Source organism: Streptomyces sp. NPDC048383, from assembly GCF_040651775.1.
In the GTDB taxonomy this organism is placed as follows: domain Bacteria; phylum Actinomycetota; class Actinomycetes; order Streptomycetales; family Streptomycetaceae; genus Streptomyces.
Map to the genome: position 1 here is coordinate 39108 of NZ_JBEZKS010000026.1, position 24623 is coordinate 63730.

The 24623-nt window shown below is 71.0% G+C and carries 22 protein-coding genes; 13 read left to right on the forward strand and 9 right to left on the reverse strand.

From position 1 onward, the window contains the following. Positions 1–89 precede the first annotated feature (89 nt). From AB0D46_RS19310 to AB0D46_RS19335, 6 genes are all read left to right on the forward strand, one after another. Positions 90–1547, forward strand: coding sequence for an aldehyde dehydrogenase family protein (locus tag AB0D46_RS19310; protein WP_362878869.1), 1458 nt, complete (start codon positions 90–92; stop codon positions 1545–1547). Between the two features lie 63 nt (positions 1548–1610). Beyond that, entirely contained in the window at positions 1611–3692 is a 2082-nt protein-coding gene (mrdA, locus tag AB0D46_RS19315) for a penicillin-binding protein 2 (RefSeq protein WP_362878871.1), read from the forward strand. 129 nt (positions 3693–3821) lie between these two features. Continuing rightward, a complete protein-coding gene (locus tag AB0D46_RS19320) occupies positions 3822–4334 on the forward strand; it encodes a DinB family protein (protein ID WP_362878873.1) in 513 nt (170 codons plus the stop codon). Between the two features lie 36 nt (positions 4335–4370). Continuing rightward, positions 4371–5012, forward strand: coding sequence for a PadR family transcriptional regulator (locus AB0D46_RS19325; protein WP_362878875.1), 642 nt, complete (start codon positions 4371–4373; stop codon positions 5010–5012). 177 nt (positions 5013–5189) lie between these two features. Next, positions 5190–5948, forward strand: coding sequence for a MerR family transcriptional regulator (locus AB0D46_RS19330; RefSeq protein WP_362878876.1), 759 nt, complete (start codon positions 5190–5192; stop codon positions 5946–5948). Between the two features lie 162 nt (positions 5949–6110). Next, complete coding sequence (locus AB0D46_RS19335) at positions 6111–6806, forward strand: VTT domain-containing protein (RefSeq protein ID WP_362878878.1); 696 nt, start codon at positions 6111–6113, stop codon at positions 6804–6806. Between the two features lie 102 nt (positions 6807–6908). On the opposite strand, the gene AB0D46_RS19340 is transcribed toward AB0D46_RS19335, so the two are convergent. Together AB0D46_RS19340 and AB0D46_RS19345 are read right to left on the reverse strand one after the other, a co-directional pair. Beyond that, positions 6909–8555, reverse strand: coding sequence for a threonine/serine exporter family protein (locus AB0D46_RS19340; protein WP_362878879.1), 1647 nt, complete (start codon positions 8553–8555; stop codon positions 6909–6911). Between the two features lie 363 nt (positions 8556–8918). After that, entirely contained in the window at positions 8919–9413 is a 495-nt protein-coding gene (locus tag AB0D46_RS19345; RefSeq protein ID WP_008742522.1) for an inorganic diphosphatase, read from the reverse strand. Positions 9414–9577: 164 nt separating this feature from the next. Here AB0D46_RS19345 and dacB point away from each other — a divergent pair, with 164 nt between their 5' ends. The 6 genes from dacB to folE all read left to right on the forward strand — a co-directional run bounded on the left by dacB (position 9578) and on the right by folE (position 17135). Further along, positions 9578–11020, forward strand: coding sequence for a D-alanyl-D-alanine carboxypeptidase/D-alanyl-D-alanine-endopeptidase (gene dacB / locus AB0D46_RS19350; RefSeq protein ID WP_362878881.1), 1443 nt, complete (start codon positions 9578–9580; stop codon positions 11018–11020). A 38-nt stretch (positions 11021–11058) separates the two neighbouring features. After that, positions 11059–12216 carry a zinc-dependent metalloprotease gene (locus AB0D46_RS19355; RefSeq protein WP_362878882.1) on the forward strand — a complete coding sequence of 386 codons (1158 nt, stop codon included), beginning with the start codon at positions 11059–11061 and terminating at the stop codon, positions 12214–12216. A gap of 264 nt (positions 12217–12480) precedes the next feature. Then, positions 12481–13515, forward strand: coding sequence for a tRNA lysidine(34) synthetase TilS (gene tilS / locus AB0D46_RS19360; protein WP_362878884.1), 1035 nt, complete (start codon positions 12481–12483; stop codon positions 13513–13515). A 66-nt stretch (positions 13516–13581) separates the two neighbouring features. After that, complete coding sequence (gene hpt, locus AB0D46_RS19365) at positions 13582–14142, forward strand: hypoxanthine phosphoribosyltransferase (protein WP_362878885.1); 561 nt, start codon at positions 13582–13584, stop codon at positions 14140–14142. Between the two features lie 259 nt (positions 14143–14401). Continuing rightward, on the forward strand, positions 14402–16432 hold the full coding sequence (ftsH, locus tag AB0D46_RS19370) for an ATP-dependent zinc metalloprotease FtsH (protein ID WP_362878887.1): 2031 nt from the start codon (positions 14402–14404) through the stop codon (positions 16430–16432). A 94-nt stretch (positions 16433–16526) separates the two neighbouring features. Further along, positions 16527–17135, forward strand: a complete 609-nt coding sequence (folE, locus tag AB0D46_RS19375; protein ID WP_362878888.1) for a GTP cyclohydrolase I FolE — start codon at positions 16527–16529, stop codon at positions 17133–17135. A gap of 59 nt (positions 17136–17194) precedes the next feature. Here the strand turns inward: folE and AB0D46_RS19380 are convergent, their stop codons facing one another. The 6 genes from AB0D46_RS19380 to AB0D46_RS19405 all read right to left on the reverse strand — a co-directional run bounded on the left by AB0D46_RS19380 (position 17195) and on the right by AB0D46_RS19405 (position 22218). Beyond that, positions 17195–17680, reverse strand: a complete 486-nt coding sequence (locus AB0D46_RS19380; protein ID WP_362878890.1) for a DUF3180 domain-containing protein — start codon at positions 17678–17680, stop codon at positions 17195–17197. Between the two features lie 46 nt (positions 17681–17726). After that, entirely contained in the window at positions 17727–18335 is a 609-nt protein-coding gene (folK, locus tag AB0D46_RS19385) for a 2-amino-4-hydroxy-6-hydroxymethyldihydropteridine diphosphokinase (RefSeq protein ID WP_362878891.1), read from the reverse strand. Further along, positions 18332–18691 carry a dihydroneopterin aldolase gene (gene folB / locus AB0D46_RS19390; RefSeq protein WP_351815760.1) on the reverse strand — a complete coding sequence of 120 codons (360 nt, stop codon included), beginning with the start codon at positions 18689–18691 and terminating at the stop codon, positions 18332–18334. The genes folK and folB overlap by 4 nt, the downstream gene beginning before the upstream one ends. Before the next feature lie 131 nt (positions 18692–18822). Next, the gene (locus tag AB0D46_RS19395; RefSeq protein ID WP_281209751.1) at positions 18823–19266 is read right to left on the reverse strand and encodes a nuclear transport factor 2 family protein; all 444 of its coding nucleotides are present in this window, start codon (positions 19264–19266) and stop codon (positions 18823–18825) included. A gap of 43 nt (positions 19267–19309) precedes the next feature. After that, the gene (gene folP, locus AB0D46_RS19400; protein ID WP_362878893.1) at positions 19310–20182 is read right to left on the reverse strand and encodes a dihydropteroate synthase; all 873 of its coding nucleotides are present in this window, start codon (positions 20180–20182) and stop codon (positions 19310–19312) included. A gap of 182 nt (positions 20183–20364) precedes the next feature. Next, a complete protein-coding gene (locus AB0D46_RS19405) occupies positions 20365–22218 on the reverse strand; it encodes a phosphatidylglycerol lysyltransferase domain-containing protein (protein ID WP_362878895.1) in 1854 nt (617 codons plus the stop codon). 152 nt (positions 22219–22370) lie between these two features. On the opposite strand from AB0D46_RS19405, the gene AB0D46_RS19410 reads away from it, so the two are divergent. Then, the gene (locus tag AB0D46_RS19410) at positions 22371–23480 is read left to right on the forward strand and encodes an alpha/beta hydrolase-fold protein (RefSeq protein WP_362878897.1); all 1110 of its coding nucleotides are present in this window, start codon (positions 22371–22373) and stop codon (positions 23478–23480) included. A gap of 81 nt (positions 23481–23561) precedes the next feature. On the opposite strand, the gene AB0D46_RS19415 is transcribed toward AB0D46_RS19410, so the two are convergent. Continuing rightward, entirely contained in the window at positions 23562–24527 is a 966-nt protein-coding gene (locus AB0D46_RS19415) for an ABC transporter ATP-binding protein (RefSeq protein ID WP_362878899.1), read from the reverse strand. Positions 24528–24623 lie beyond the last annotated feature (96 nt).

The window sequence follows — 24623 nt, forward strand, 5'->3', positions numbered from 1 at the left end:
TCCGCACGTACTATGACGTCTGATCAGTGTATGACGACCGACCGGTCTCCGGTGCAGCGCAAGGGTGCGCGCTCGCAGTAAGGGATGGCATGTCCATATTCACCGACCTTGCTCACCAGTACATAGACGGCGAATGGCTGGCCGGCACCGGTTCGTGGGACATCATCGACGTCAACCCGTACAACGGGGAGAAACTCGCCGCCATCACGGTGGCCACGGTCGAGCAGGTCGACCTGGCCTACCGCGCGGCCGAGCGGGCGCAGAAGGAATGGGCGGCCACCAGCCCGTACGCGAGACGCGCGGTCCTGGAACGCGCCCTGCGGATCACGGAGGAGCGCCAGAAGGAGATCGTCGAGGTGATGATCGACGAGCTCGGCGGGACCCGTCCCAAGGCCGAGTACGAGGTCCACCTCGCGATGGAGTTCCTGCGCGAGGCGGTGCAGCTGGCCATCCGCCCCGAGGGGCGCATCCTCCCCTCGCTGGTGCAGGGCAAGGAGAACCGGGTCCAGCGCCTGCCCGTCGGTGTCGTCGCCGTGATCAGCCCGTTCAACTTCCCGCTGCTGGTGACCCTCAAGTCGGTCGCCCCGGCGCTGGCGCTGGGCAACGCGGTGGTCATCAAGCCGAACCAGAACGCCCCGGTGTCCGGCGGCGGGATCATCGCCAAGATATTCGAGGACGCCGGTCTGCCGGCCGGACTGCTGAACGTCCTGGTCACCGACATCGCCGAGATAGGCGACGCCATCCTCACCCACCCGGTCCCCAAGGTGATCTCCTTCGCCGGGTCCGACCGCACCGGCCGGCACGTGGGAGCCGTCGCCGCCCGCCACTTCAAGCGGACCGTCCTCGAACTGAGCGGCAACAGCGCCCTGGTCGTCCTCGACGACGCGGACCTCGATTACGCCGTCGACGCGGCCGTCTTCAGCCGGTTCGTCTTCCAGGGTCAGGTCTGCATGGCCGCCAACCGGATCCTCGTCGACGCCCGTGTGGCCGAGGAGTTCACCGAGAAGTTCACCGCCCGGGTACGCGCCCTGAAGACCGGCGATCCGCGCGAGGCCGACACCCACATCGGCCCGCTGATCAACTCCTTCCAGGCCGACGCGCTGACCGCGCTCGTGGACCGGGCCGTGGAATCCGGCGCGCGGGCCCTCGTACGGGGGTCTACGCGCGGCAACCTGGTCGAGCCGACCGTGCTGGCCGGGCTCCCGGAGGATTCCCCGCTGCTGACCCAGGAGATCTTCGGCCCCGTCGCGCTCCTCGTCGTCTTCGACGGCGAGGACGAGGCGGTGCGGCTGGCCAACGCCACCCCGTACGGGCTCAGCGGCGCCGTCCACACCCGCGACGTGGAGCGCGGGGTCCGGTTCGCCGACCGCATCGAGACCGGGATGATCCACGTCAACGACTCGACCATCGGCGACGAGCCCCTCGCCGCCTTCGGCGGGGAGAAGGCCTCGGGCCTGGGCCGGCTGGGCGGAGAGGCCACCGTGGAGGCCTTCACGACCCAGAAGTGGATATCGGTACAGCACGGTCGTACCCGGTTCCCGTTCTAGGTCGGCGGTCGCGGCCCCCTACACTCGGCCGGGCGTACGGCTCGCGTCCGGGGGAGATCAGGGTTGAGCAACATTCCGGAGACCGGCCGGACCCCTCGGGTCCAGAACCGGCTCGTCGTCATCCAGGTGGTCGTCTTCTCGCTGCTCCTCACGCTCGGCGGGCGGCTCTGGTACCTCCAGGTGCGCAATGGCCAGGAGTACACGGACGAGGCGAAGAACAACCACGTCCAGCAGGTGATCCAGCCCGCCGTGCGCGGCTCGATCCTGGACTCGCGCGGCGTTCCGCTCGCCGACAACGCGACGCACCTCGTGGTCTCGGCCAGCCGCACCGAGCTGCTGGCCATGAAGGACAAGGGCAGGTCCGTCCTCACCCGGCTCGCCGGGATCCTGGGCATGGACCCCCAGGAGGTCCTCGACAAGGTCCGGCTCTGCGACTCCGAGACGAAGCAGCCCTGCTGGAACGGGTCCCCGTACCAGCCGATCCCGGTCAGTGACGAGGCCACCACCGAGCAGGCCCTGCAGATCCGCGAGCACCCCGAGGACTTCCCGGGCATCACCGCCGAGGCGACGGCCCTGCGCCGCTACGCCGGACCCGACCAGGCCAACACCTCGCAGGTGCTGGGCTACCTGTCGCCGGTCACCGACGAGGAGATCGTCAAGGCGAAGAAGTCGGACTCCCCGTACCTGCGCTCCGACCAGGTGGGGCGCTCCGGCCTGGAGCGCACGTACGACAAGGAGCTGCGCGGCAAGGCCGGAGTCACCCGCTACGAAGTGGACAACCTGGGCCGGATCCTCGGCCAGGGGCGGACGGACCCGGCGCAGCCCGGCTCGAACATCGTGACCTCGATCGACTCGCGGGTGCAGGCGGTCGCCGAGCGCGAGCTGAACGCCGCGATGATCGAGGCGCGCAAGGGGTACGACCGCAACACCCGCCGCAACTACGAGGCCGACTCGGGTTCCGTCGTGGTGATGGAGACGAAGACCGGCCGGGTGGTCGCGATGGCCTCGAACCCGACGTACGACCCCAACGCCTGGGTGGGCGGCATCTCCGCCAAGGACTACGCGGGCCTCACCGCCAAGGAGTCCAACTACCCGCTGCTGAACCGGGCGATCCAGGCGCAGGCGGCGCCGGGCTCGATCTTCAAGGTGGTCACCTCGGCCGCCGCGGTCAACGCGGGCTACCCGTTCGACCGCCGCTACCCCTGCCCCAGCGCGTACACGGTCGGCAACCAGACCTTCACGAACTTCGAGTCGCAGGGCCACGGCGACATCACCATCGGGCGGGCCCTGGAGGTCTCCTGCGACACCGTCTACTACGCCATCGCCGACCAGGAGTGGAAGAAGGACGGCGGCATCAAGCCGAAGAAGGACCCGAACGACTGGTTCCTCAAGACCGCCCACGATTTCGGCTTGGGCAAGCGCACCGGCATCGACCTGCCCAACGAGGTGCCGGGCCGGATCCCCGACCGGAAGTGGAAGCAGGACTTCTTCACGGCGAACAAGGACGCCTGGTGCCGGGACGGCAAGAAGAACGGCACCTTCGCCGAGAAGATCGCCTACGAGAACTGCCGCCAGGGCAACCAGCTGCGCGAGGGCGACGCCATCAACTACTCGATCGGACAGGGCGACACGCTCGTCACCCCGGTCCAGATGGCCTCCGTCTACGCGGCGATCGCCAACGGCGGCACGATCCACCAGCCGAGCGTCGGCAAGGCGGTCATCAGCGCCGACGGCCGGTCGGTGCGGGAGATCGCGCCGAAGGAGCGGGGCAAGCTGCCGATGGACGCCAGGACCCGCGACGACATCGACGAGGCCCTCGCCGGGGTGGCCACCAACGGCAGCGCCGCCTGGCGCTTCGGCGGCTGGCCGCAGAAGCAGATCCCGATGCACGCCAAGACGGGTACCGCCGAGGTCCAGGGCAAGCAGACCACATCGTGGTTCGCCTCGTACACGGCGGACTACGCGATCGTCATGACGATCTCCCAGGGCGGCACCGGCTCCGGCGCCTCGGGGCCGGCGGTCCGCAAGATCTACGAGGCCATGTACGGGCTCGACCCGACGGGCAAGCAGGACCTGGCCAAGGCCCTGCTCCCGCAGCCCGCGACCGCGCTGCCGGTGATCCGGCAGGACGAACAGGGCCAGTGACGGGCTGCCCGGGGACGGCTCGGGACCGCTGCGGGACGGCCGCGAGTTGAGGACAGAAGCTGACCGCATGGCTCCGTAGCGTGGTTCTCGTCAGCAGGAGAAGAACCCCACGGAAGTAGGCGGTCGGCCATGGCTCAGGTTTCCACAGAGGTCCCCGGTGACGAGCGCGGGACGCTCCTCGCCTTCGTCGAGGCCCAGCGCGAGGGGCTGCGCGAGGCGGCGCGGGGCCTGACCGAGGAGCAGGCGGCGAGCCGCCCCACGGTCAGCGAGCTGTCGCTGTCCGGGCTGCTCAAGCACGTGGCCGGGTGCGAGCTCGGCTGGCTGCGGATGGCGCAGCAGCGCCAGGTCGAGGGCGGGCCCGACGAGCAGTCCTGGAGCGACGGTTTCCGTCTGGTCGGCGGGGAGTCGATGCCGCAGGTGCTGGCCTTCTGGGACGGGGTCCGGGCGGAGACCGAGGCCTTCATCGCCGCCGTCCCGAGCCTGGACGACACCTTCCCGCTGCCGCCGGCCCCCTGGTTCCCGGAGAACGGCAAGGTCTCGATGCGGTGGATGCTGCTGCACCTGATGGAGGAGTTCGCCCGGCACGCCGGTCACGCGGACATCATCCGCGAGTCCCTGGACGGGACGAAGGCCATGGGGTGAGGCGGGGCGCCCGCCGGGGATGAGTAGCCTGGCCCGATGTCAGCGATTCGGCTCCTCGTCCTCGGTGCGGTCCGCCGGCACGGCCGGGCGCACGGCTACCAGGTGCGCAACGACCTGGAGTACTGGGGCGCCCACGAGTGGTCCAACACCAAGCCCGGCTCGATCTACCACGCGCTCAAGCAGATGGCGAAGCAGGGCGTCCTGCTCGCGCACGAGGTGGCGCCGAGCGCGGCCGGCGGGCCGCCGCGCACCGAGTACGAGGTGACGGAGGCGGGCCGCGAGGAGTACTTCCGGCTGCTGCGCGAGGCCCTTGCGGCCTACGACCAGAAGACGGACGTGCTGTCGGCGGCGATCGGCTTCATGGTCGACCTGCCCCGGGACGAGGTGCTGACCCTGCTGGGCGAACGGCTGGCGAAGCTGGCGGGCTGGCGGTCGGCGGTGACCGAGTACTACACGCCGGAGGGCGGCCCGGGTCAGCTCGGACACATCGGCGAGATCATGCACATGTGGGTCCACTCGTCCGACGCCGAGGCGGAGTGGACCCGGGGGCTGATCGCCCGGATCCAGGAGGGGGCGTACTCCTTCGCGGGCGAGGGCGGCGACCCCTTCGTGGGAGTCCTCGCGGACGGCCAGGAGAACCCCTTCGCGGAGCAGCAGGCTCGGCAAAGTGTCGATTAGTCAACTTTGACTGACGCGGCCGTCGGCGACGGCCACCGCCGTGCGCGACCTGTTCGGGAACCCGGCGGCCCGCCACCGGGGGCTCGGAAAGTAGGCCCGCGCGGCGGACTTGCACCTCACGCGACGTGAGGTCCCACAGTGAGGGGCGTACCCAACCGATCGAAGGAGCGGGAAGCGATGGGCTGGTCCGTGGGTCAGGTCGCCGGGTTCGCCGGAGTGACGGTGCGCACGCTGCACCACTACGACGAGGTCGGGCTGCTCTCCCCGAGCAGCCGCAACGGGGCGGGGCACCGGCGGTACGAGGACGCCGACCTCGACCGGTTGCAGCGGATCCTGTTCTACCGGGAGCTCGGTTTCCCGCTCGACGAGGTCGCGGTCCTGCTGGACGACCCGGATTCGGACCCGGAGGAGCACCTGCGCCGGCAGCACTCCCTGCTGTCCGACCGGATCGCCCGGCTCCAGCAGATGGCCAAGGCCGTTGAGCACGCCATGGAGGCGAAGAAGATGGGCATCAACCTCACGCCCGAGGAGAAGTTCGAGGTCTTCGGGGACTTCGATCCCGACGAGCACACCGAGGAGGCGGAGCGCCGCTGGGGCGGCACCGACGCCTACCGGGAGTCGACCCGCCGCACGGCCTCGTACACCAAGGAGGACTGGCAGCGGATCCAGGCGGCGGCGGCGGACCTCAACGCCCGGTTCGCCGCCCTGTTGGACGCCGGGGCGTCCGCCGGGTCCGAGCCGGCGATGGACCTCGCGGAGGACCACCGGAGCTGGATCAACGGCTCCTACTACTTCTGCACGTACGAGATCCACACCTGCCTCGGCGAGATGTACGTCGCCGACGAACGGTTCGCGGCGTACTACGAAGCCGTCCGTCCGGGTCTGGCCGCTTTCGTCCGGGACGCGATCCTCGCCAACGCGATCCGGAAGGCGTAGCCGCGCGGTCGCCGGGAGTTCGCCGGAGGGCCACCGCACAGTGCGCACACCGCCCCCGCAGGTACCTGGAACCTGGCGGGGGCGGTGTGCGTTCATAATTGGAACCACCGTCATGCCCCGCATCCCCGCTGATCCCCCTCGATCCAGGAGAGCCCGGAACTCGTGTACACGCTTGCGCTCGGCCCTGAGTGGCTGTCCCCGGACTATCTGATCGGGGAGTTCGGCCTGATCGGCATCCTGATCATCGTCTTCGCCGAATCGGGACTGTTCGCGTTCCTGCCCGGTGACTCCCTGCTGTTCACGGCGGGCCTGTTCGTGGCGAGCGGCAACATCAGCCAGCCGCTGTGGATGGTCTGCACGCTGATCGTGCTCGCGGCCGTCATCGGTGACCAGGTGGGCTACCTGATCGGCAAGCACTTCGGGCCGAAGCTCTTCAACCGGCCGAACTCCCGGCTGTTCAAGCGCGAGAACCTCGACGCCGCGCACGACTTCATGGAGAAGCACGGCCCCAAGGCCATCGTGCTCGCCCGCTTCGTGCCGATCATCCGCACCTTCGCGCCGATGGTCGCCGGCGCCGGCGCGATGAAGTACCGCACCTTCCTCACCTACAACATCATCGGCGGCGTCCTGTGGGGCGCGGGCGTCACCACGCTCGGCTACAAGCTCGGCCAGTTCGACGTCATCAAGAACAACATCGAGCCGATCTTCATCGGCATCGTGCTCGTCTCGATCATCCCGGTGATTTTCGAGGTGTTGAAGGCCCGCAAGAACAAGGCCAAGTCCCCCGCCGCCGGTCCCGCGCAGGGCCTGGGCGCCCCCGAGGACCCGCAGCCGCGCGGCCGGCACGCCAAGCGCTGACCGCCCGTACGGACGTACGCGAACGCCCCGGGGACCCGAGCGTCCCCGGGGCGTTCGCATGCCCGCAGCGGGCCGTCGGGGCGCCTCCCGGGGCGACGGGGGTCAGAAGCCGCGGGTGCGCTTCGCCGCCCGGCGCTTCGCGGCGCTCTCCGCGCCCGGGATCCGCATGAACAGGCGGGAGGTCTCCGACCCGAGGTTGACCCCGACCGCGATGGCGAGCGCGATGGCGGCGGCGTTGGTGAGGGAGGCGAACCCCGCGTCCAGCCGGTTCTCGGCGATCGACAGCAGCCCGTAGTACGTCGCGGAGCCCGGCAGCAGCGGCCCGATGGCCGCGGTCACGTAGGGCAGGGCCGAGGCGAACCGGTAGCGGGAGAAGAGCTGCCCGAAGAGGCCGACGAGCCCGGCCGCGATGGCCGTGGACGGCACCGGCGGCAGCTCGGCCGCCCGCAGCGCCCCGAAGGTCACCCAGGCGACCCCGCCGTTCAGCGTCACGATCAGGACGGTGGAGCGCTCCTGCTGGAGCAGGATGGCGAAGGTGAACACCAGGACCATCGAGGCCAGGATCTGCAGGATCGGCCGGGAGGGGATCTGGAGGACCTCGTCCGGGTTCGGCTCGGCGCCGAACTGCAGGCCGACGTAGATCACCACGAGCACGCCCACGATGATCCCGATGAAGAGGTACATGACCTCCAGCAGCCGGGCCGAGGCGGTGATGTAGAAGCCGGTCAGGCCGTCCTGCACGGCCGCGACCAGGGCCCGCCCGGGCAGTAGCGCGAACAGCCCACCGGTGATGACCGCGGACGCGCGGACGTCGATCTCGGCGATCTTCAGCGCCACCCCGATCGCGGCCGGCGGCATCGCCGCGACCACGAACTGGTAGAACTCCGGCAGCCCGCGCCCGGCGCAGAACCAGGCCAGCCGGTCACCGAGGACGGCGCCGAGCACGGCGCAGAAGAACACCGTGACCCCACCGCCGACGAGCGTCGAGGCGGCCCCGGCGAGCAGTCCGGCCGCGGCCGTGAGCACCCACCCCGGGTACGGGTGGCGGTTGCGGCGGATCTCGGCGAGGCGGCGGTAGGCCTCCTCCAGGGAGATCTCCACCTCGTGCGCGCTGATGTCGTCCACCAGGCGGAAGACCGCCGCGAGCCGCGTGTAGTCCGTACCGCGCCGGCGCACCGTGCGGTTCGCCGAGACGGGGTCGTCGACCAGGGAGGGCTGGTGGGTGATGGACAGCAGGGTGAAGGTGACCGTGGGTTCGCAGCGGTCGAGGCCGTAGGAGCGGGCGACGGCGAACATGGCCGCCTCGACGTCCTCGGCGCCCTCGCCGCCCGCCAGCAGCAGTTCGCCGATGCGCAGCGTGAGGTCGAGCACGCGGCCCACCGCGGGCCCGCTGTCGCTCTTCTGCACGGGTTCGGCCACCGGGCGGACGTCCACCGGCATGCGCAGCATGACGCGCATCCGGTCCTGCCAGGGCGATTCCTTCATCCGGGAGCCGGGGAACCCGGCGCTCATGCCGGGGGCGTACGCCGGCGGGGAGTGCTGGGCGCTGTAGGTGGCCGGTGCGGCGAAGGCGGAACCCTCGGGCTCGACGGGCAGCGCGGCCAGCCCGTCGGGGACGGTGAACTCCGACGTCGGTTGCTCGTCCTCCGGGTACTCCGACGCGATGCCGCGCGGCGGGGTGAAGGCGCTGCGCGCCTCGTCCGACTTGGGCTTCCGGTCCTCGAACCCGGATCCTTCGGCCTCCGCCACGCGTCCTCCCGTCCTGGCCGGTTCCGGCTCGGACACAAGTATGCGGAATCGTTTCCTCCCCGGCGAAAGCGCACGCCCGTCCGCCGCCGCGACGGCGCCCGCCGGCCGGTCCCGGGCATTTTGCGTCGGCCATCCGCCGCTCCTGCGCCGCTCCTCCGCCGCTCCTGCGCCCGTCCTCCGCCGGCTCTCCGTCGGCTCTCCGCCGGCCGTCCGGGCGCCTGCGGCCGTCCTGCGGCGGCCCTCCGGCGGCGCGCCACCGCGCCCCGGACACGACGAACGGGCGACACCCCCCGGAAGGGGTACCGCCCGCCGTCATGTCAGCCGGTCGGCGCAAGGCGCCGACACGATCTCACCGAGCGGAGCTCAGTGGTGGCCGCCCTGCGCCTCCAGGCGCTTGTACGAGGCCTCGATCTCGGCCTCGGCCTCGGTGCGGCCGACCCAGTTCGCGCCCTCGACGGACTTGCCGGGCTCCAGGTCCTTGTAGACCTCGAAGAAGTGCTGGATCTCCAGGCGGTCGAACTCGGAGACGTGGTGGATGTCGCGCAGGTGCTCGACACGCGGGTCCGAGGCCGGCACGCACAGCAGCTTGTCGTCGCCGCCCGCCTCGTCCGTCATGCGGAACATGCCGATGGCGCGGCACTTGATGAGGCAACCCGGGAAGGTCGGCTCGTCCAGGATGACCAGGGCGTCCAGCGGGTCGCCGTCCTCGCCGAGGGTGTTCTCGACGAAGCCGTAGTCGGCCGGGTAGCTGGTCGAGGTGAAGAGGCGACGGTCCAGACGGATCCGGCCGGTCTCGTGGTCCACCTCGTACTTGTTCCGCGAACCCTTGGGGATCTCGATGGTGACGTCGAACTCCACGTCCTGCTCCTCCATGATCAGCTTCATTGCTTCGGGACTGCATCCGACTTCGACCGCGCGCGCGTCCGGCCCAGCCTGCGGGGTGGGCTGCCATGCTCGCGGCAAGACGCAGTGGTTAAGTGTCCCTCACGCATAAGTGTGATCGCGAAAGGGGCTGGTCCGAGGTGCCATTGGCCAAGACGTGGCAGCTCATCGCGGGGTCGGCCGTCGCCGGCCTCGCCCTCTCGGCGGTGACGGTGGCATCCGCCGGGCCGTGGGACTCCGGTCAGCGTAAGGCCGAGCGGGACAGGGCCGCCTCCTGGAGCCGTTCGGGTGGCGCAGATCACGTCGCCGGGCCGGGCCTGCCCGAGCCCGCGGCCAGCGCCCCCGGCGTCCTCCCCGGCATCGGCGGGGCCGCCCCGGCCGGCGACCGCCCGGCCGCCGCCCCCGGCGGCGGGTCCGGGGCGCTGGCCGGGGTGCTCGGGCCGCTGCTCGCCGACCGCGCGCTCGGCACCGTCCGCAGCGCCTCGGTGATCGACACCGCGACGGGCCGCGTGCTGTACGAGTCCGCCCCCGGCGAGGCCATGACCCCGGCCTCCACCGTCAAGATCGCCACGGCGGTGGCCGCGCTGTCCGCCCTCGGCCCCGAGCACCGGATCCGGACCGCGGTGACCCCCGGAGCCGGCCCCGGGCAGATCGTCCTCGTCGGCGGCGGCGACCCCTCGCTCACCGCGCGGAAGAAGAGCCCCGCCGGATCCGGCGGCAGCCTCGTCGCGCTCGCAGCGGACACCGCCCAGGCCCTCAAGGCCGCCGGCACCGACACCGTCGCCCTCGGCTTCGACGATTCCCTGTGGACCGGGCCCGTCCGCCACCCGATCGGCCGCAACGACAACATCGCCCCCGTCACCGCCCTCACGGCCGACGAGGGCCGCCCCGACGACTCCGTCTCCGGACCCGTCGAACGCTCCGACGACCCCTCCGGGGACACCGCCCGCGCCTTCGCCGGCCTGCTGCGCGAACGCGGCATCAACGTCACCGGCGAACCCGCCCGCGTCACGGCCCCCGCCGGTGGGCGGCAGCTGGCCGCCACCCACTCCACCCCGGTCGCCGGCCTCGTCGAACGGATGCTGACCAACAGCGACAACGACATCGCCGAAGCCCTCGCCCGCCACACCGCCGTCGCCGCCGGCGCGCCCACCGGCTTCGAGGGCGCCGAGAAGGCCGTCTCCGACGAGCTGGCCGCCCTCGGCCTCGACGTGAGCGGCTCCCGCTTCGCCGACGGCAGCGGCCTCAACCGCGCCGACAAGGTCAGCACCCGCCTCCTGACGGGACTCCTCGCCAAGGCCGCCGACCCCCGACACCCCGAACTGAGACCGGCCCTCACCGGCCTTCCCGTCGCCGGATTCACCGGCACGCTGCGCTCCCGCAACGCCGGAACCTCCCCGGCCGCGGGCCTGCTGCGGGCCAAGACCGGCACCCTGACCGGCGTGAACTCCCTGGCCGGCACCGCCGTCGACCCCTCCGGCCGACTACTGGCCTTCGCCTTCCTCACCGCGGGCGCCCCGGACGGGCCGGCCGCCGAGAAGGGCCTCGACAAGCTCGCCGCCGCGGTGGCCACCACCCCGTAGGGGGTCCGCTCCGGCGCGGGTCCACGTACGGTTTACGCATGACGAGCACCGGTGGAGCGGAGATGGTCGACTGGAACCTCGCGGTGGCGACCGCGACCCGGCTCGTGCGGCCGGGTCCCGAGGTCAGCCGCGACGAGGCCCGGGCCGTGGTGGCGGAACTGCGCCGGCACGCCAGGACCTCCGAACAGCACGTGCGCGACTTCACCCGGATGATGGAGGGCCTGCCCGACGGCGGGGCCGCCGTCCCCGACACGCCCGTCCTGGTCGTCGACCGGGCCGGATGGATCAAGGCCAACGTGGCCGGCTTCCGCGAACTGCTCGGCCCGCTGCTCGGCAAGATGCAGGAACGTCGCGGCGCCGGCCCCGGCGGCGCCGTCCTCGGAGCCGTCGGCGGCAAGGTCACCGGCGTCGAACTGGGCATGCTGCTGAGCTTCCTGGCCTCCCGGGTCCTCGGCCAGTACGAGACCTTCGCGCCCGGCGGCCTCGACCTGCCGGGCTCCGCCGCGACCGGCGGCCGGCTGCTCCTCGTCGCCCCCAACATCGTGCACGTCGAGCGCGAGCTGGAGGTGAACCCGCACGACTTCCGGCTGTGGGTCTGCCTGCACGAGGAGACGCACCGTACCCAGTTCACGGCCGTTCCGTGGCTGCGCGCCCACCTGGAGGGCGAAATCCAGACGTTCCTCGGCGCCACCGAAATGGACCCCTCCACCGTCCTGGAACGGCTGCGCGAAGCGGTCCAGTCCTTCGCCGGCGCCCGCCCCGATGCCGAAACCGGCGAGGAGGGCCGCTCGCTCGTCGAGCTGGTGCAGACCCCCGAGCAGCGCGAGGTGCTGGGCCGGCTCACCGCGGTGATGTCCCTGCTGGAGGGCCACGCCGACTTCGTCATGGACGGCGTCGGCCCCGAGGTCGTCCCCTCCGTCGCCGAGATCCGGGAGAAGTTCCAGCAGCGCCGGGCCAGTGGCGCGGGCCGCCTCGACGCCGCCCTGCGCAAGGTCCTCGGGCTCGACGCCAAGCTGCGCCAGTACCGCGACGGCGAGCGGTTCGTCCGCGCCGTCGTCGGCCAGGTCGGCATGGACGGCTTCAACCGCGTGTGGACCTCGCCGAACACGCTGCCCACGAAGGCGGAGATCGCCAAGCCCGCCGACTGGGTGGCCCGGGTGCACGGCAGGGGGAGCGAGGGGGGCGAAGGAAGGTGACACACGGGGCGTGAAGATGTCCCACTGGGGGAAGCAGCGTCACCCGTCCGAGGGACCGTAGGCCGTGGAAGGGCGTGCGATGCTCGGGGAACGGCTCGGTTCTGTCACCATCGACGCACTCTGAGTGACAACCCGCGACATCCGGGGTTTCCTCCGCGGCCTTCCCGCCGCGGACCTCCGGACAGCGGGCCGGGCACCACCGAGCAGCACCCCTCGCACCACCCAACGCCTCCGAGCATCCGAACTCCACGAAGGGCACCGGACATGGGTCCCCATCCTGCGGTCGCGGCGATACGCCTGGCGGTCCGCCGCGTACTCCACGACGTCCTCACCGACCTCACCGACCGTCCCGCCGACCGTCGCACCCCGGACGGCGCCGCGCCACTCGTCCTCGTCGCCTGCTCCGGCGGCGCCGACTCCATGGCCCTCGCCTCCGCCCTCGCCTTCGAAGCCCCCAAGCTCGGCGTCCGGGCCGGTGGCATCACCGTCGACCACGGCCTCCAGGCCGGCTCCGACCTGCGCGCCGCCGAGGTCGTCACCCGCATGACCGCGCTCCGCCTCGACCCGGTGGAGTCCGTCGCCGTGCGCGTCGGCCGTGACGGCGGACCCGAGGCCGCCGCCCGCGACGCCCGGTACTCGGCGCTCGACGAGGCCGCCGACCGGCTCGGCGCCGCCGCCGTGCTGCTCGGCCACACCCGCGACGACCAAGCCGAAACCGTCCTGCTGGGCCTCGCCCGCGGCTCCGGGATCCGCTCGTTGTCCGGCATGGCGGAGGTCTCGGGAGGACCGGGCCGCACCAGGCGCTACCGCCGCCCCTTCCTCCAGATCGACCGGCAGACCGCCCGCAAGGCCTGCATGGTCCAGTCCCTCCCCGTCTGGGACGACCCGCACAACATCGACCCCGCCTACACCCGCTCCCGGCTGCGCCACGAGGGACTGCCCGCCCTCGAAAAGGCGCTCGGCAAGGGAGTCGTCGAGGCGCTCGCCCGCACCGCGCAGCTCTCCCGGGACGACGCCGACGCCCTGGACGCCTGGGCCGCCGACGCGGAGGGCGGCGTACGCGACGCGGACGGCCGCCTGGAGTGCGCGAAGCTGTACGCCCTGCCCCCCGCCGTCAGGCGCCGCGTGCTGCGCAGGGCCGTCGTCGCGGCCGGATCCCCCGCCGGTTCCCTGTTCGCCCGCCACATCGAGGAAGTCGACCGCCTCATCACCGGTTGGCGCGGTCAGGGCGCCATCAACCTGCCCGGCCGCGTCGAGGCCCAGCGGCAGGGTGGCAGACTTGTCATTCGGCAGGGCTGATTGGCGCTCGAAACACGGCTGAGTCCTCCGGGGGCACCCCCGGAGCCCCGGCCGACAACGAAAGTGATGCGGGTGGACGAGAAGGACATGGGCAGCGACCTCCAGTCGGTGCTCATCACCAAGGAAGAGATCGACGCGAAGCTGGCCGAGCTGGCCGCGAAGATCGACGCGGAGTACGCGGGCAAGGACCTGCTCATCGTCGGCGTGCTCAAGGGCGCGGTGATGGTGATGGCGGACCTGGCGCGTGCCTTGTCCACCCCGCTCACCATGGACTGGATGGCGGTGTCGTCCTACGGCGCCGGGACCCAGTCCTCCGGCGTGGTGCGGATCCTCAAGGACCTGGACACCGACATCAAGGACAAGCACGTCCTGATCGTCGAGGACATCATCGACTCCGGTCTGACGCTGTCATGGCTGCTGTCGAACCTGGGCTCGCGCCAGCCGGCCTCCCTGGAGGTCGTCACGCTGCTGCGCAAGCCCGACGCCGCGAAGGTCGCGATCGAGGTCAAGTGGGTCGGCTTCGACATCCCGAACGAGTTCGTCGTCGGCTACGGCCTCGACTACGCGGAGAAGTACCGCAACCTGCCGTTCGTCGGCACGCTCGCCCCGCACGTCTACGGCGGCTGACGCGCCCGCCCCGGCGACGTCCGGCGCGGTCACGCGCGGGCCGTCTCCGGCGGTCGCGGAGGGCGCTCCCGACAAGACCGCGGGGAAACCTGGGGAACCTCGGGGCGATTCCCGCCGTTGGAGCATGGGAAGGCGGGTCTGTCAGCCGTCCCACGAGGCCGCGGGTGACAATACAGGGGTACATTCCGAAGAACAGTCTTTACTCAGAGCAGCATTTACCTACGGGCAGGAGGGACGGGGTGCCTAGCGCCCCGTATGGATGGACGTGAAGCGATACTTCCGTGGGCCGGTCATGTGGATCGTGCTGGCCGTCCTCGCCGTGGTCGTGTTGATGAACGTCGTCGGCTCCGGCGGCGGCTACAAGTCGGTGGAGACCAGCGAGGTCATCAAGGCGATCAACAGTGGCCAGGTGGACAGCGCCAAGCTGACCACCGGCGACAGCCAGATGATCAAGATCGAGCTCAAGAAGGACCAGAAGCTCGGCAACAACGACGGCACCAAGTTCCAGGCCAACTACATCGGGGATCAGGGCGTTCAGCTCGCCCAGAACCTCCAGACCAAGTACGAAGCCGGTCAGATCCCGGACGGCTACTCCGTCACTCCGGACAAGACCAGCCCGTTCCTGAGCGTGCTGCTCTCGCTCCTGCCCTTCGTCCTCATCGTCGTGGTCTTCCTGTTCCTGATGAACCAGATGCAGGGCGGCGGCTCCCGGGTCATGAACTTCGGGAAGTCCAAGGCCAAGCTCATCACCAAGGACACCCCGAAGACGACGTTCGCCGATGTCGCGGGTTCGGACGAGGCCGTCGAGGAACTCCACGAGATCAAGGAGTTCCTCCAGGAGCCGGCGAAGTTCCAGGCCGTCGGCGCCAAGATCCCCAAGGGCGTGCTGCTGTACGGCCCGCCCGGCACCGGCAAGACCCTGCTGGCGCGCGCCGTCGCGGGCGAGGCCGGTGTGCCCTTCTACTCGATCTCCGGTTCCGACTTCGTCGAGATGTTCGTCGGTGTCGGTGCCTCGCGTGTCCGTGACCTGTTCGAGCAGGCCAAGGCCAACGCGCCGGCGATCGTCTTCGTCGACGAGATCGACGCCGTCGGCCGGCACCGCGGTGCGGGTCTCGGCGGCGGTCACGACGAGCGCGAGCAGACCCTCAACCAGCTGCTGGTCGAGATGGACGGATTCGACGTCAAGGGCGGGGTCATCCTGATCGCCGCCACGAACCGTCCCGACATCCTCGACCCGGCACTGCTGCGCCCGGGCCGTTTCGACCGGCAGATCGCGGTCGACCGCCCGGACATGCAGGGCCGTCTGGAGATCCTGAAGGTTCACCAGAAGGGCAAGCCGGTCGCTCCGGACGTCGACCTGGGCGCGGTGGCCCGGCGCACGCCCGGCTTCACCGGTGCCGATCTGTCCAACGTCCTGAACGAGGCGGCCCTGCTGACCGCCCGTTCGGACAAGAAGCTGATCGACAACCACGCCCTGGACGAGGCGATCGACCGCGTCGTGGCGGGCCCGCAGAAGCGGACCCGGATCATGTCGGACCGGGAAAAGAAGATCACCGCGTACCACGAGGGCGGCCACGCCCTGGTCGCGGCGGCTTCCCCGAACTCCGACCCGGTCCACAAGATCACGATCCTGTCCCGCGGTCGGGCCCTGGGTTACACCATGGTCCTGCCCGACGAGGACAAGTACTCGACCACGCGCAACGAGATGCTCGACCAGCTGGCGTACATGCTGGGCGGGCGCGCGGCCGAGGAGCTGGTCTTCCACGACCCGACGACGGGCGCGGCGAACGACATCGAGAAGGCCACGGCCACGGCGCGAGCCATGGTCACGCAGTACGGCATGACCGAGCGTCTCGGCGCGATCAAGTTCGGCGGCGACAACACCGAGCCGTTCCTGGGCCGCGACATGTCGCACCCGCGGGACTACTCGGAGGAGGTCGCGGCGCTGGTCGACGAAGAGGTCAAGAAGCTCATCGAGACCGCGCACAACGAGGCCTGGGAGATCCTGGTCGAGAACCGGGACGTCCTGGACAACCTGGTCCTCGCGCTGCTGGAGAAGGAGACGCTGAACAAGGAGCAGATCGCCGAGGTCTTCTCGACGATCGTGAAGCGTCCGGCCCGCCCCGCGTGGACCGGCTCCTCCCGCCGCACCCCTTCCACCCGTCCGCCGGTGCTCTCTCCCAAGGAGCTCCAGCTGACGAACGCCGCCAACGGGATCTCGGCGGCTTCGCCGGCCGTGTCGGTGGAGAAGGATCCGGAGCCCTCCCCGGAGGAGCGTCCGGAGGCCTGATCAGGCCCCGAATGGATGCCGCGCCCCCCAGGTCCTAGCCTGGGGGGCGCGGCACTTTCACGTGGCCGTGTGCGCACAGAGGAACGAGGATGAGATGACCGACCCAGTGACCCTGACCGGTGGCGAGGGCACGATCGGCGAGTTCGACGAGAAGCGCGCCGAGGCGGCCGTCCGGGAGCTCCTGATCGCGGTCGGCGAGGACCCCGACCGCGAGGGCCTGCTGGAAACCCCGGCGCGGGTCGCGCGGGCGTACCGGGAGATCCTGGCGGGGCTGCGGCAGAGCCCGGAGGAAGTCCTGACGACGACCTTCGACATCGGCCACGACGAGATGGTCCTGGTCAAGGACATCGAGATCGTTTCGCTCTGTGAGCACCACCTGCTGCCGTTCCACGGCGTGGCCCACGTCGGCTACATCCCCGCGGAGTCCGGCAAGATCACCGGCCTGTCCAAGCTGGCCCGGCTGGTGGACGTCTTCGCCCGCCGCCCGCAGGTGCAGGAACGTCTCACCACTCAGATAGCCGACTCGCTGATGAGCATCCTCGAAGCGCGCGGCGCCATCGTCGTCATCGAGGCCGAGCACATGTGCATGTCGGTGCGGGGCATCCGCAAGCCGGGCGCCAAGACCCTCACCTCGGCCGTGCGCGGCCAGCTCCGTGATCCCGCGACCCGCAGCGAGGCGATGAGCCTGATCGTGGCGCGCTGAGCGTGCCCCCGGGGCGGCCACGGCGGTGAGGTGACCCTCCCGGCCGCCCCCGCGGCGTTTCAGGCCGTTGCCGGGGCCTTGCCGGGGTCCTCGTCCTCCGGGAGCCTCAGGACGTGCTCCAGGAACAGGGCGGCCGCGATGACGGCGGCGCCCGCGATGACGGAGCCGCCCGCGTACCAGGCCTGGTCGCGGCGGGCGGGCACGTCGAGGGCGTCGGTCAGCAGGAACACCCCGACCCCGCCGTACATGCCGGCGACCAGGGCCGCGACGAGCGCGCTGGCCTGCCCGAAGACCACGGCGCGGGCCGCCATCAGCGGCTCCACGCCCTTGGCCCCCGGGCGGCGCTCGCGCTGGGCCTTGAGCCGGGAGCGCATCGACAGGGCCGTGGCGAACAGGACGGCCGCGATGACGGCCAGCACGATCGGGGCGGCCAGCGGCACGCCCGGCAGGCTCCCGTACGCGTTCCACAGCCGGGCGCCCGCCCAGGACAGAATGCCGGCGATCACGAAGATGCCCGCCAGGACCGCCGGCCTCAGTTGCTTCACTTGCCCGTTCCCCACTCTCAGCCAGTAGCAGTGAACAGGCTAACGACTACTCCGGGAGGCGGAGTTCCAGGTCGGGGCGTGCCGTGACCCCGGTCAGGCCGATTCCGGCCAGCAGGGCGGCGACCCCGCCGATCCCGGGGAGCTGCGCCTCGGGGTCGATGTCGTGCCACGGGGCGAGCACGAAGGCCCGCTCGTGGGCCCGGGGGTGCGGGAGGGTGAGGACGGGGTCGTCGGAGACCACGTCGGCGTAGGAGACGATGTCGACGTCGATGGTGCGGGGCCCCCAGCGCTCCTCGCGGACGCGGTCGAAGGCCTCCTCGATGGCCTGGCCGCGCTCCAGCAGCGAGGACGGCGGCAGGGTGGTCTTCACCGCGATGACCGCGTTGAAGTACGAGGGCTGCGAGCCGGGCTCGACGCCCCACGGCTCGGTCTCGTAGACGGGGGAGACGGCCTTGACCCGCAGGCCCGGGGTGTCACCGAGGGCGTCGATGGCGCCCTGGAGGGTCTCCAGCCGGTTGCCGAGGTTCGCGCCGAGCGCGACGACGGCCCATTTCGGATTGGACAGCGTCACGTCCGCGGCGTCGACGGCTTCGACGACGGATGCGGGTACGGGCTGGACGGTGGGATCGCTCTGGGCGGTCAGTCCGTTGTTCATGCGCGGCTCCGGGTGATCGTGATGGTCACGTCGTCGAAGGGGACGGTGATGGGTGCGTCCGGCTTGTGGACGACGACCTCCACCTGTGCCACCGCTTCGTGCTTGAGGCACTGCTGTGCGATCCGCTCGGCGAGGGTTTCGATCAGGTCGACGGGCTCGCCCCGGACCACGTCGACGACCTCCTCGGCCACCACCCCGTAGTGCACGGTCTTGGCCAGGTCGTCCCCGGCCGCGGCCGGGCGGGTGTCGAGGTGCAGTACGAGGTCGACGATGAAGGTCTGGCCCTCTTCGCGCTCCCGGGGGAAGACGCCGTGGTGCCCGCGAGCCTTGAGGCCGCGCAGCGCGACACGATCCACGCGAATCACTCCTGCTTTCGTAGGTGCTTCCGGTCCCGGGACTCCCCGGGGCCATGGGCCTACGCCGAGTGCGGTCGGCGTCGTCCGCCTTCGAATTTACCCGCGACGGAGCCCGGCCCCCGCCCTTGGGGTCAGTCGGTGCCCTCTTCTTCCTCGTCATCGGAGTCCGTGAGCACCGGAGAACCGTGGTGGGACCAGAGGAGCCAGCCCTGTGGTGTGCGACGGAACACATTGGTGGCGACGACCAGCTGACCCACGAGCGGGCCCAGCTCGCCGCCGTCCTCGGCGGGTCCGCCGCTCAGGATGTTCTCCGTGCACGTGACGAGCGCGGTGTCACCTATCAGCGCCACTTTGGTGTCGGTGAGGAAGAACTGGATGTACTCGGTGTGGGACATGATCAGCGCGTACGAGCGCAGCACCTCGCCCCGGCCCGAGAGCACCGGCCAGCCCGGGTGGACGCAGGAGATCTCGTCGTCGAGCCAGAGCGCCGACAGCGCGTCGAAGTCCCCCCGCTCCATGGCCTCGTAGAAGGCCGCGTTGGCCTCTTCGACCGCTTCGATGTCGGTACGGCTCACCGTGCCCCTTCCCTGTACGGCCGGCGGAGGTCCCTCCGGCGGATCACAGTGCCCCTTCCACGGCGCGGGCCACCCGAACCGCGTCCGCGCTGGCCCGTACCTCGTGCACCCGCACGGCCCAGGCGCCCTGGTGGGCGGCGATGGCCGAGACGGCGGCCGTGGCGGCGTCCCGTTCGCGGGCCGGCGGCGGGGCGGTGTCCGCGGCGCCGGCCAGGACCCGTCCGAGGAAACGCTTCCGCGAGGCGGCGACCAGCAGCGGGAAGCCGAGCGCGCGCAGCTCGGGCAGGCGCGCGACGAGGGCCAGGTCGTGCTCGGCGTTCTTCGCGAATCCGAGGCCGGGGTCGACGACGATCCGCTCGGGGGCGATGCCGCCGGACACGACGGCGTCGATGCGGGCGCGCAGTTCGGCGGTGACCTCGCCGAGGACGTCCTCGTAGACGGCGAGGCTGTTCATGCCCTCGCTGAAGCCGCGCCAGTGCATGACCACGAAGGGCACCTCGGCGGCGGCGACGGCCGGGATCATGCCGGGGTCGGCGAGTCCGCCGCTGACGTCGTTGACCAGGACGGCGCCCGCTTCGACGGCCTTGGCGGCGACGGCCGCGCGCATGGTGTCGACGGAGACGGCGACGCCCTCGGAGGCGAGGCCGCGCACCACGGGGACGACCCGGCGCAGCTCCTCCTCCTCGTCGACGCGGGAGGCGCCGGGGCGGGTGGACTCACCGCCGACGTCCACGAGGTCGGCGCCCTGAACGACGAGGTCCAGGCCGCGCTTGACGGCCGCGGTGGTGTCGAACCAGCGGCCGCCGTCGGAGAAGGAGTCCGGGGTGACGTTGACGACGCCCATGACCCCGCAGCGGTCCCAGTCGGGCAGCCCCGTCACCCGGCCCCTGGCGGCGGCTCCGCGGTTGTTGTTCATGGGTCCCAGGGTAGAGCCCGCGCCCCGGGCCTTCCCGCCACGGGAGCCGGGGGCCGTGCCCCGCCCGGCTCGGGCGGGCCGCGGCCCAATGGGGAGGCTCCGGGGCGCCGCTCCGGCGGGGCACGGCGAAGGGCCCGGCGGTGCCGCCGGGCCCTTCGGTGCGTACCGCGCCCGGTCGGGCGTCAGGCGGGCTGGACCTCGCGTTCCGCCTGGGCCGGGACCTTGGCGGAAGGCTGCTCGTGCGCGCAGGTGCGGACGGGCTTGGGACGGCGGCGGGCCGCGAACAGCCGGGGCAGGGCCAGCGTCACGAAGCCCTCGGCCTGCATCGCGGCGAAGCCGATGCGGGGCAGGTCGCGGGTCTGCCGGAAGACGACGAAGCGGGGCTCCCAGCGGGGGCGGAACTTCGCGTTGAACTTGTAGAGCGACTCGATCTGGAACCAGCGGGAGAGGAAGACCAGCAGCCCGCGCCACATGCGCAGGACCGGGCCGGCGCCGATCTTCTCGCCCCGGGCCAGGGCCGAGCGGAACATCGCGAAGTTCAGCGAGACCTTCTCGATCCGCAGCGCGGGAGCGGCCTCCAGGGAGGCGACGATGAGCAGCTCGTTCATGCCGGGGTCGGCGGCGCGGTCGCGGCGCATCAGCTCCAGCGACATGCCGTCCTTGCCCCACGGTACGAAGTGCAGGACGGCCTTCAGGTCGCCGAAGGGGCTGGTGTCGCCCTCCTCGACGCGGTGGGCGGTGGCGATGTAGCAGTCGCCGTCGCCCGGGTCGCCGACCCGGCCCAGCGCCATGGAGAAGCCGCGCTCGGTGTCGGTGCCGCGCCACGCCTCGGCGGCGCCGCGCACCTGCTCCAGCTCGACCTCGGTCAGCTCGCTGACCCGGCGGACCTTGGTGGTGTAGCCGTTGCGCTCGATGCGCTTGACCATCTGGCGGACGTTGCGCATGGCGCGACCCGCGAGGGAGAAGTCTTTGACGTCGACGATCGCCTCGTCGCCCAGCTCCAGGGCGTCCAAGCCCGTCTCGCGGGTCCAGACCTCGCCGCCGGTCTCGCTGCACCCCATGACGGCGGGGGTCCACGAGTGGGCCTTGGCCTCCTCCATGAACCGCTCGATGGCGCCGGGCCAGGCCTCGACGTCGCCGATGGGGTCGCCGGAGGCGAGCATCACGCCGGAGACGACCCGGTAGGTGACGGCGGCCTTGCCGCTGGGGGAGAAGACGACGGCCTTGTCGCGGCGCAGCGCGAAGTGGCCGAGGGAGTCGCGGCCGCCGTGCTTGGCGAGCAGCTCGCGCAGCTGCGTCTCGTCGGCGGGGGTGAGCCGCGCGGCCGGGTGCTCGGGGCGGAAGGCGAGGTAGATGGTGGTGAGGGCGGTCAGCATGCCGAGGGCGCCGAGCGAGTAGCCGACGGTCCAGGACACCCGACCGGCGTAGTCGACGGGACCTTCGAAGCCGAAGAGCCCGTAGACGACGTGGGTGATCTGCTCGTACAGGCTCGGCCGGCCGACGACCTTGCCCGGGTGCACGTTGACGATGACCAGGCCGAGTCCGATGGAACCGGCGCTCATCAGGACGAAGTTCGCGAGCGCCTTCCAGCGGCTGCGCGGGTCCGGCAGTGCCTTGAACTCACTTTGGTGGCGCAGCAGCAGTGCGAGGAGCACCGCGGCGATGATCACGCCGATGATCGAGTGCCGGTACGTGAACTGCGCGACCGCGCCCGCGGGCAGCAGGACGACGGAGGCCCGCCAGGCCCGCCGCTTGTGCCGCTTGAGGCCGTGGGCGAGCAGCAGCAGCAGCACGCCCGCGCTGATGGACATGGCCGCGGCGAAGGGGCCCAGCGAACCGGGCAGCACTTCGGTGACCGCGTGGATCCGGCTGTGCCGGAAGCGGGGGAAGACCCCCGCCGCGATGTCCAGAAGGCCGACGATCATGACGGCCGTACCTACGAGACCGGGCACCGACTCCGGCCGTGGACCACGGAGGATTCGGCGGACCCTGCTCGGAACCTGTCCCGACTTATCGCCATCTATCCTGCTAGACATCGCTTCCCGTTGCTCCGCGAGAGATCATGTGGCCGAAGGCCGCGACAGCCTCCGGTGTGTGGTGCGTCCATTAGGACGACGTCGACAGGGAGCGGGTTCACTCTTCCGTCGGAAATTTCCAGTCCTGCCATCAGAAAGTCGACTGACTGCTCATGGGTCTCACCAGTAATACGGTTCTGGCGTTGGCCGTCGTCGCCGGGGTGCTGCTGTTCGCGGCCACGGTCTGGTTCTGGCCGAAGCTCTCGGGCCGCAGCTGGCGTTCGGTCGCCGGCCGGATCGGTCTGCTCCTCGCGACCCAGCTGGCGCTGTTCTCGGCGATCGGGCTCGCGGCCAACAAGTCGTTCCTGTTCTACGGGTCCTGGGCCGACCTGTTCGGCCAGGAGACGTCCATCGGCAAGGTCGTCGACCACTCGATGAGCAGCAAGGACATCAAGGTGGTCGACAAGCAGAAGTTGGACGTGCCGGGCGGTTCGAAGCCCCAGGTCGGTGGTCAGATCCTGAAGGTTGCCATAACCGGGCAGAAGTCGAAGATAACGAGTCCCGGCTACGTGTGGCTCCCGCCCGAGTACTTCCAGCCACAGCACAAGGACCAGAACTTTCCCGCGTCGATCGTGCTGACCGGCTACCCGGGCACCGCCGAGAACCTGATCAAGGGCCTCGACTACCCGATGAAGGCCTTCAGCCTGTCGAAGGCGGGCAAGATGAAGCCGATGATCCTGGTCATGATGCGGCCGACCATCGCGCCGCCGCGCGACACCGAGTGCGTGGACATACCCGGTGGACCGCAGACCGAGACCTTCTTCGCGCAGGACCTGCCCAAGGCCATCCAGGAGACCTTCCGGGTCGGTGACAAGCCGCAGAACATGGGCTTCATCGGTAATTCCACGGGTGGTTACTGCGCGCTGAAGATCGCCGCGCACTACCCGCAGACCTTCGGTGCCGCCGCCGGTCTGTCCGCCTACTACGACGCCCCGAACGACCCGACGACCGGTGACCTGTTCCAGGGCGACGAGAAGCTGAAGAAGCGCGCGGACGTGCTGCACACGATGGCGGGAAAGAAGCCGGCCGGAACCTCGTTCCTCGTCACCAGCAGCGAGAAGGGCGAGCCGAACCTCGGCGACACCCGCAAGTTCATCAAGCTGGTCAAGGGCCCGGACCGGGTCTCCTCGATCATCCTCGACAGCGGCGGCCACAACTTCAACACGTGGCGCCGCGAGATCCCGCCGATGCTCACGTGGATGAGCGGACGCATCCAGGCCTGAGGCCGGTGAGCGGACACGACGGGGGCCCGGCCGGGGGACGGCCGGGCCCCCGCGTCGTATCCGGGGCGGGGGCCCCGGCCGTCATTCCGCTTCGTGCACCCGGGATGCGCGCAGGGCGTGGTGGACGGCCTCCGGGGTGAGTACGCCGACCAGCGCGCCGGAGTCCGGATCGGTGACGCCGAGCCGCCCCGAGTCCTCCTGGAGCAGGGCGGACAGCGCCTCGCGCAGGGAGGCCCCGAGCGGCACCGATGCGGTCGGGGCCGCGCCGTCCACGGAGGTCAGGGCGGCCTCCCCGACGGGGGTGACGGCGAGCCGGCGCAGCCCCCGGTCGGAGCCGACGAAGGAGGCCACGTACGGGGTGGCGGGGGCGGCGAGGACGGCGGCCGGGCGATCGAACTGCTCGATGGTGCCCGCTCCGTACACGGCGATCCGGTCGCCGAGCCGGATGGCCTCGTCCAGGTCGTGGGTGACGAGCAGGATCGTCTTGCGGACCGTTCGCTGGAGCGTCAGGAACTCGTTCTGGAGCCGCTCGCGCACCACCGGGTCCACCGCGCCGAACGGTTCGTCCATCAGCAGCACCGGCGGATCGGCGGCCAGCGCGCGGGCCACGCCGACGCGCTGGCGCTGTCCGCCGGACAACTGCTCCGGGTAGCGGTCCCCGTGGACGGACGGGTCCAGTCCGACGAGTTCGAGGAGTTCGGCGGCGCGGGCGCGGGCCTTGGCCTTGGGGGTGCCGATCAGTTGCGGGACCGTCGCCGTGTTCTCCAGCACCGTCTTGTGCGGGAAGAGGCCGACCTGCTGGATGACGTACCCGATGCGGCGGCGCAGCTCGACCGGATCGGCGGCGGCGATGTCCTCGCCGCCGAGCAGGATCCGGCCGGACGTCGGCTCGATCAGCCGGTTCACCATCTTCATGGTGGTCGTCTTGCCGCAGCCGGACGGGCCCACGAGGGTGACCAGCTCGCCCTCCGCGACCTCGAAGGACAGGTCCTCCACGGCCGTCGTCCCGTCGGGGTAGCGCTTGGTCACGTGCTCGAATCGGATCACCCGACCATCCTCGCGCACCCGACCCGCTGTTTCGCGAAGCGATCGTCAGAAGAGTGTTGCGGGACTGCGAAGCTTTCCGGCCATTGTGGGTGACGG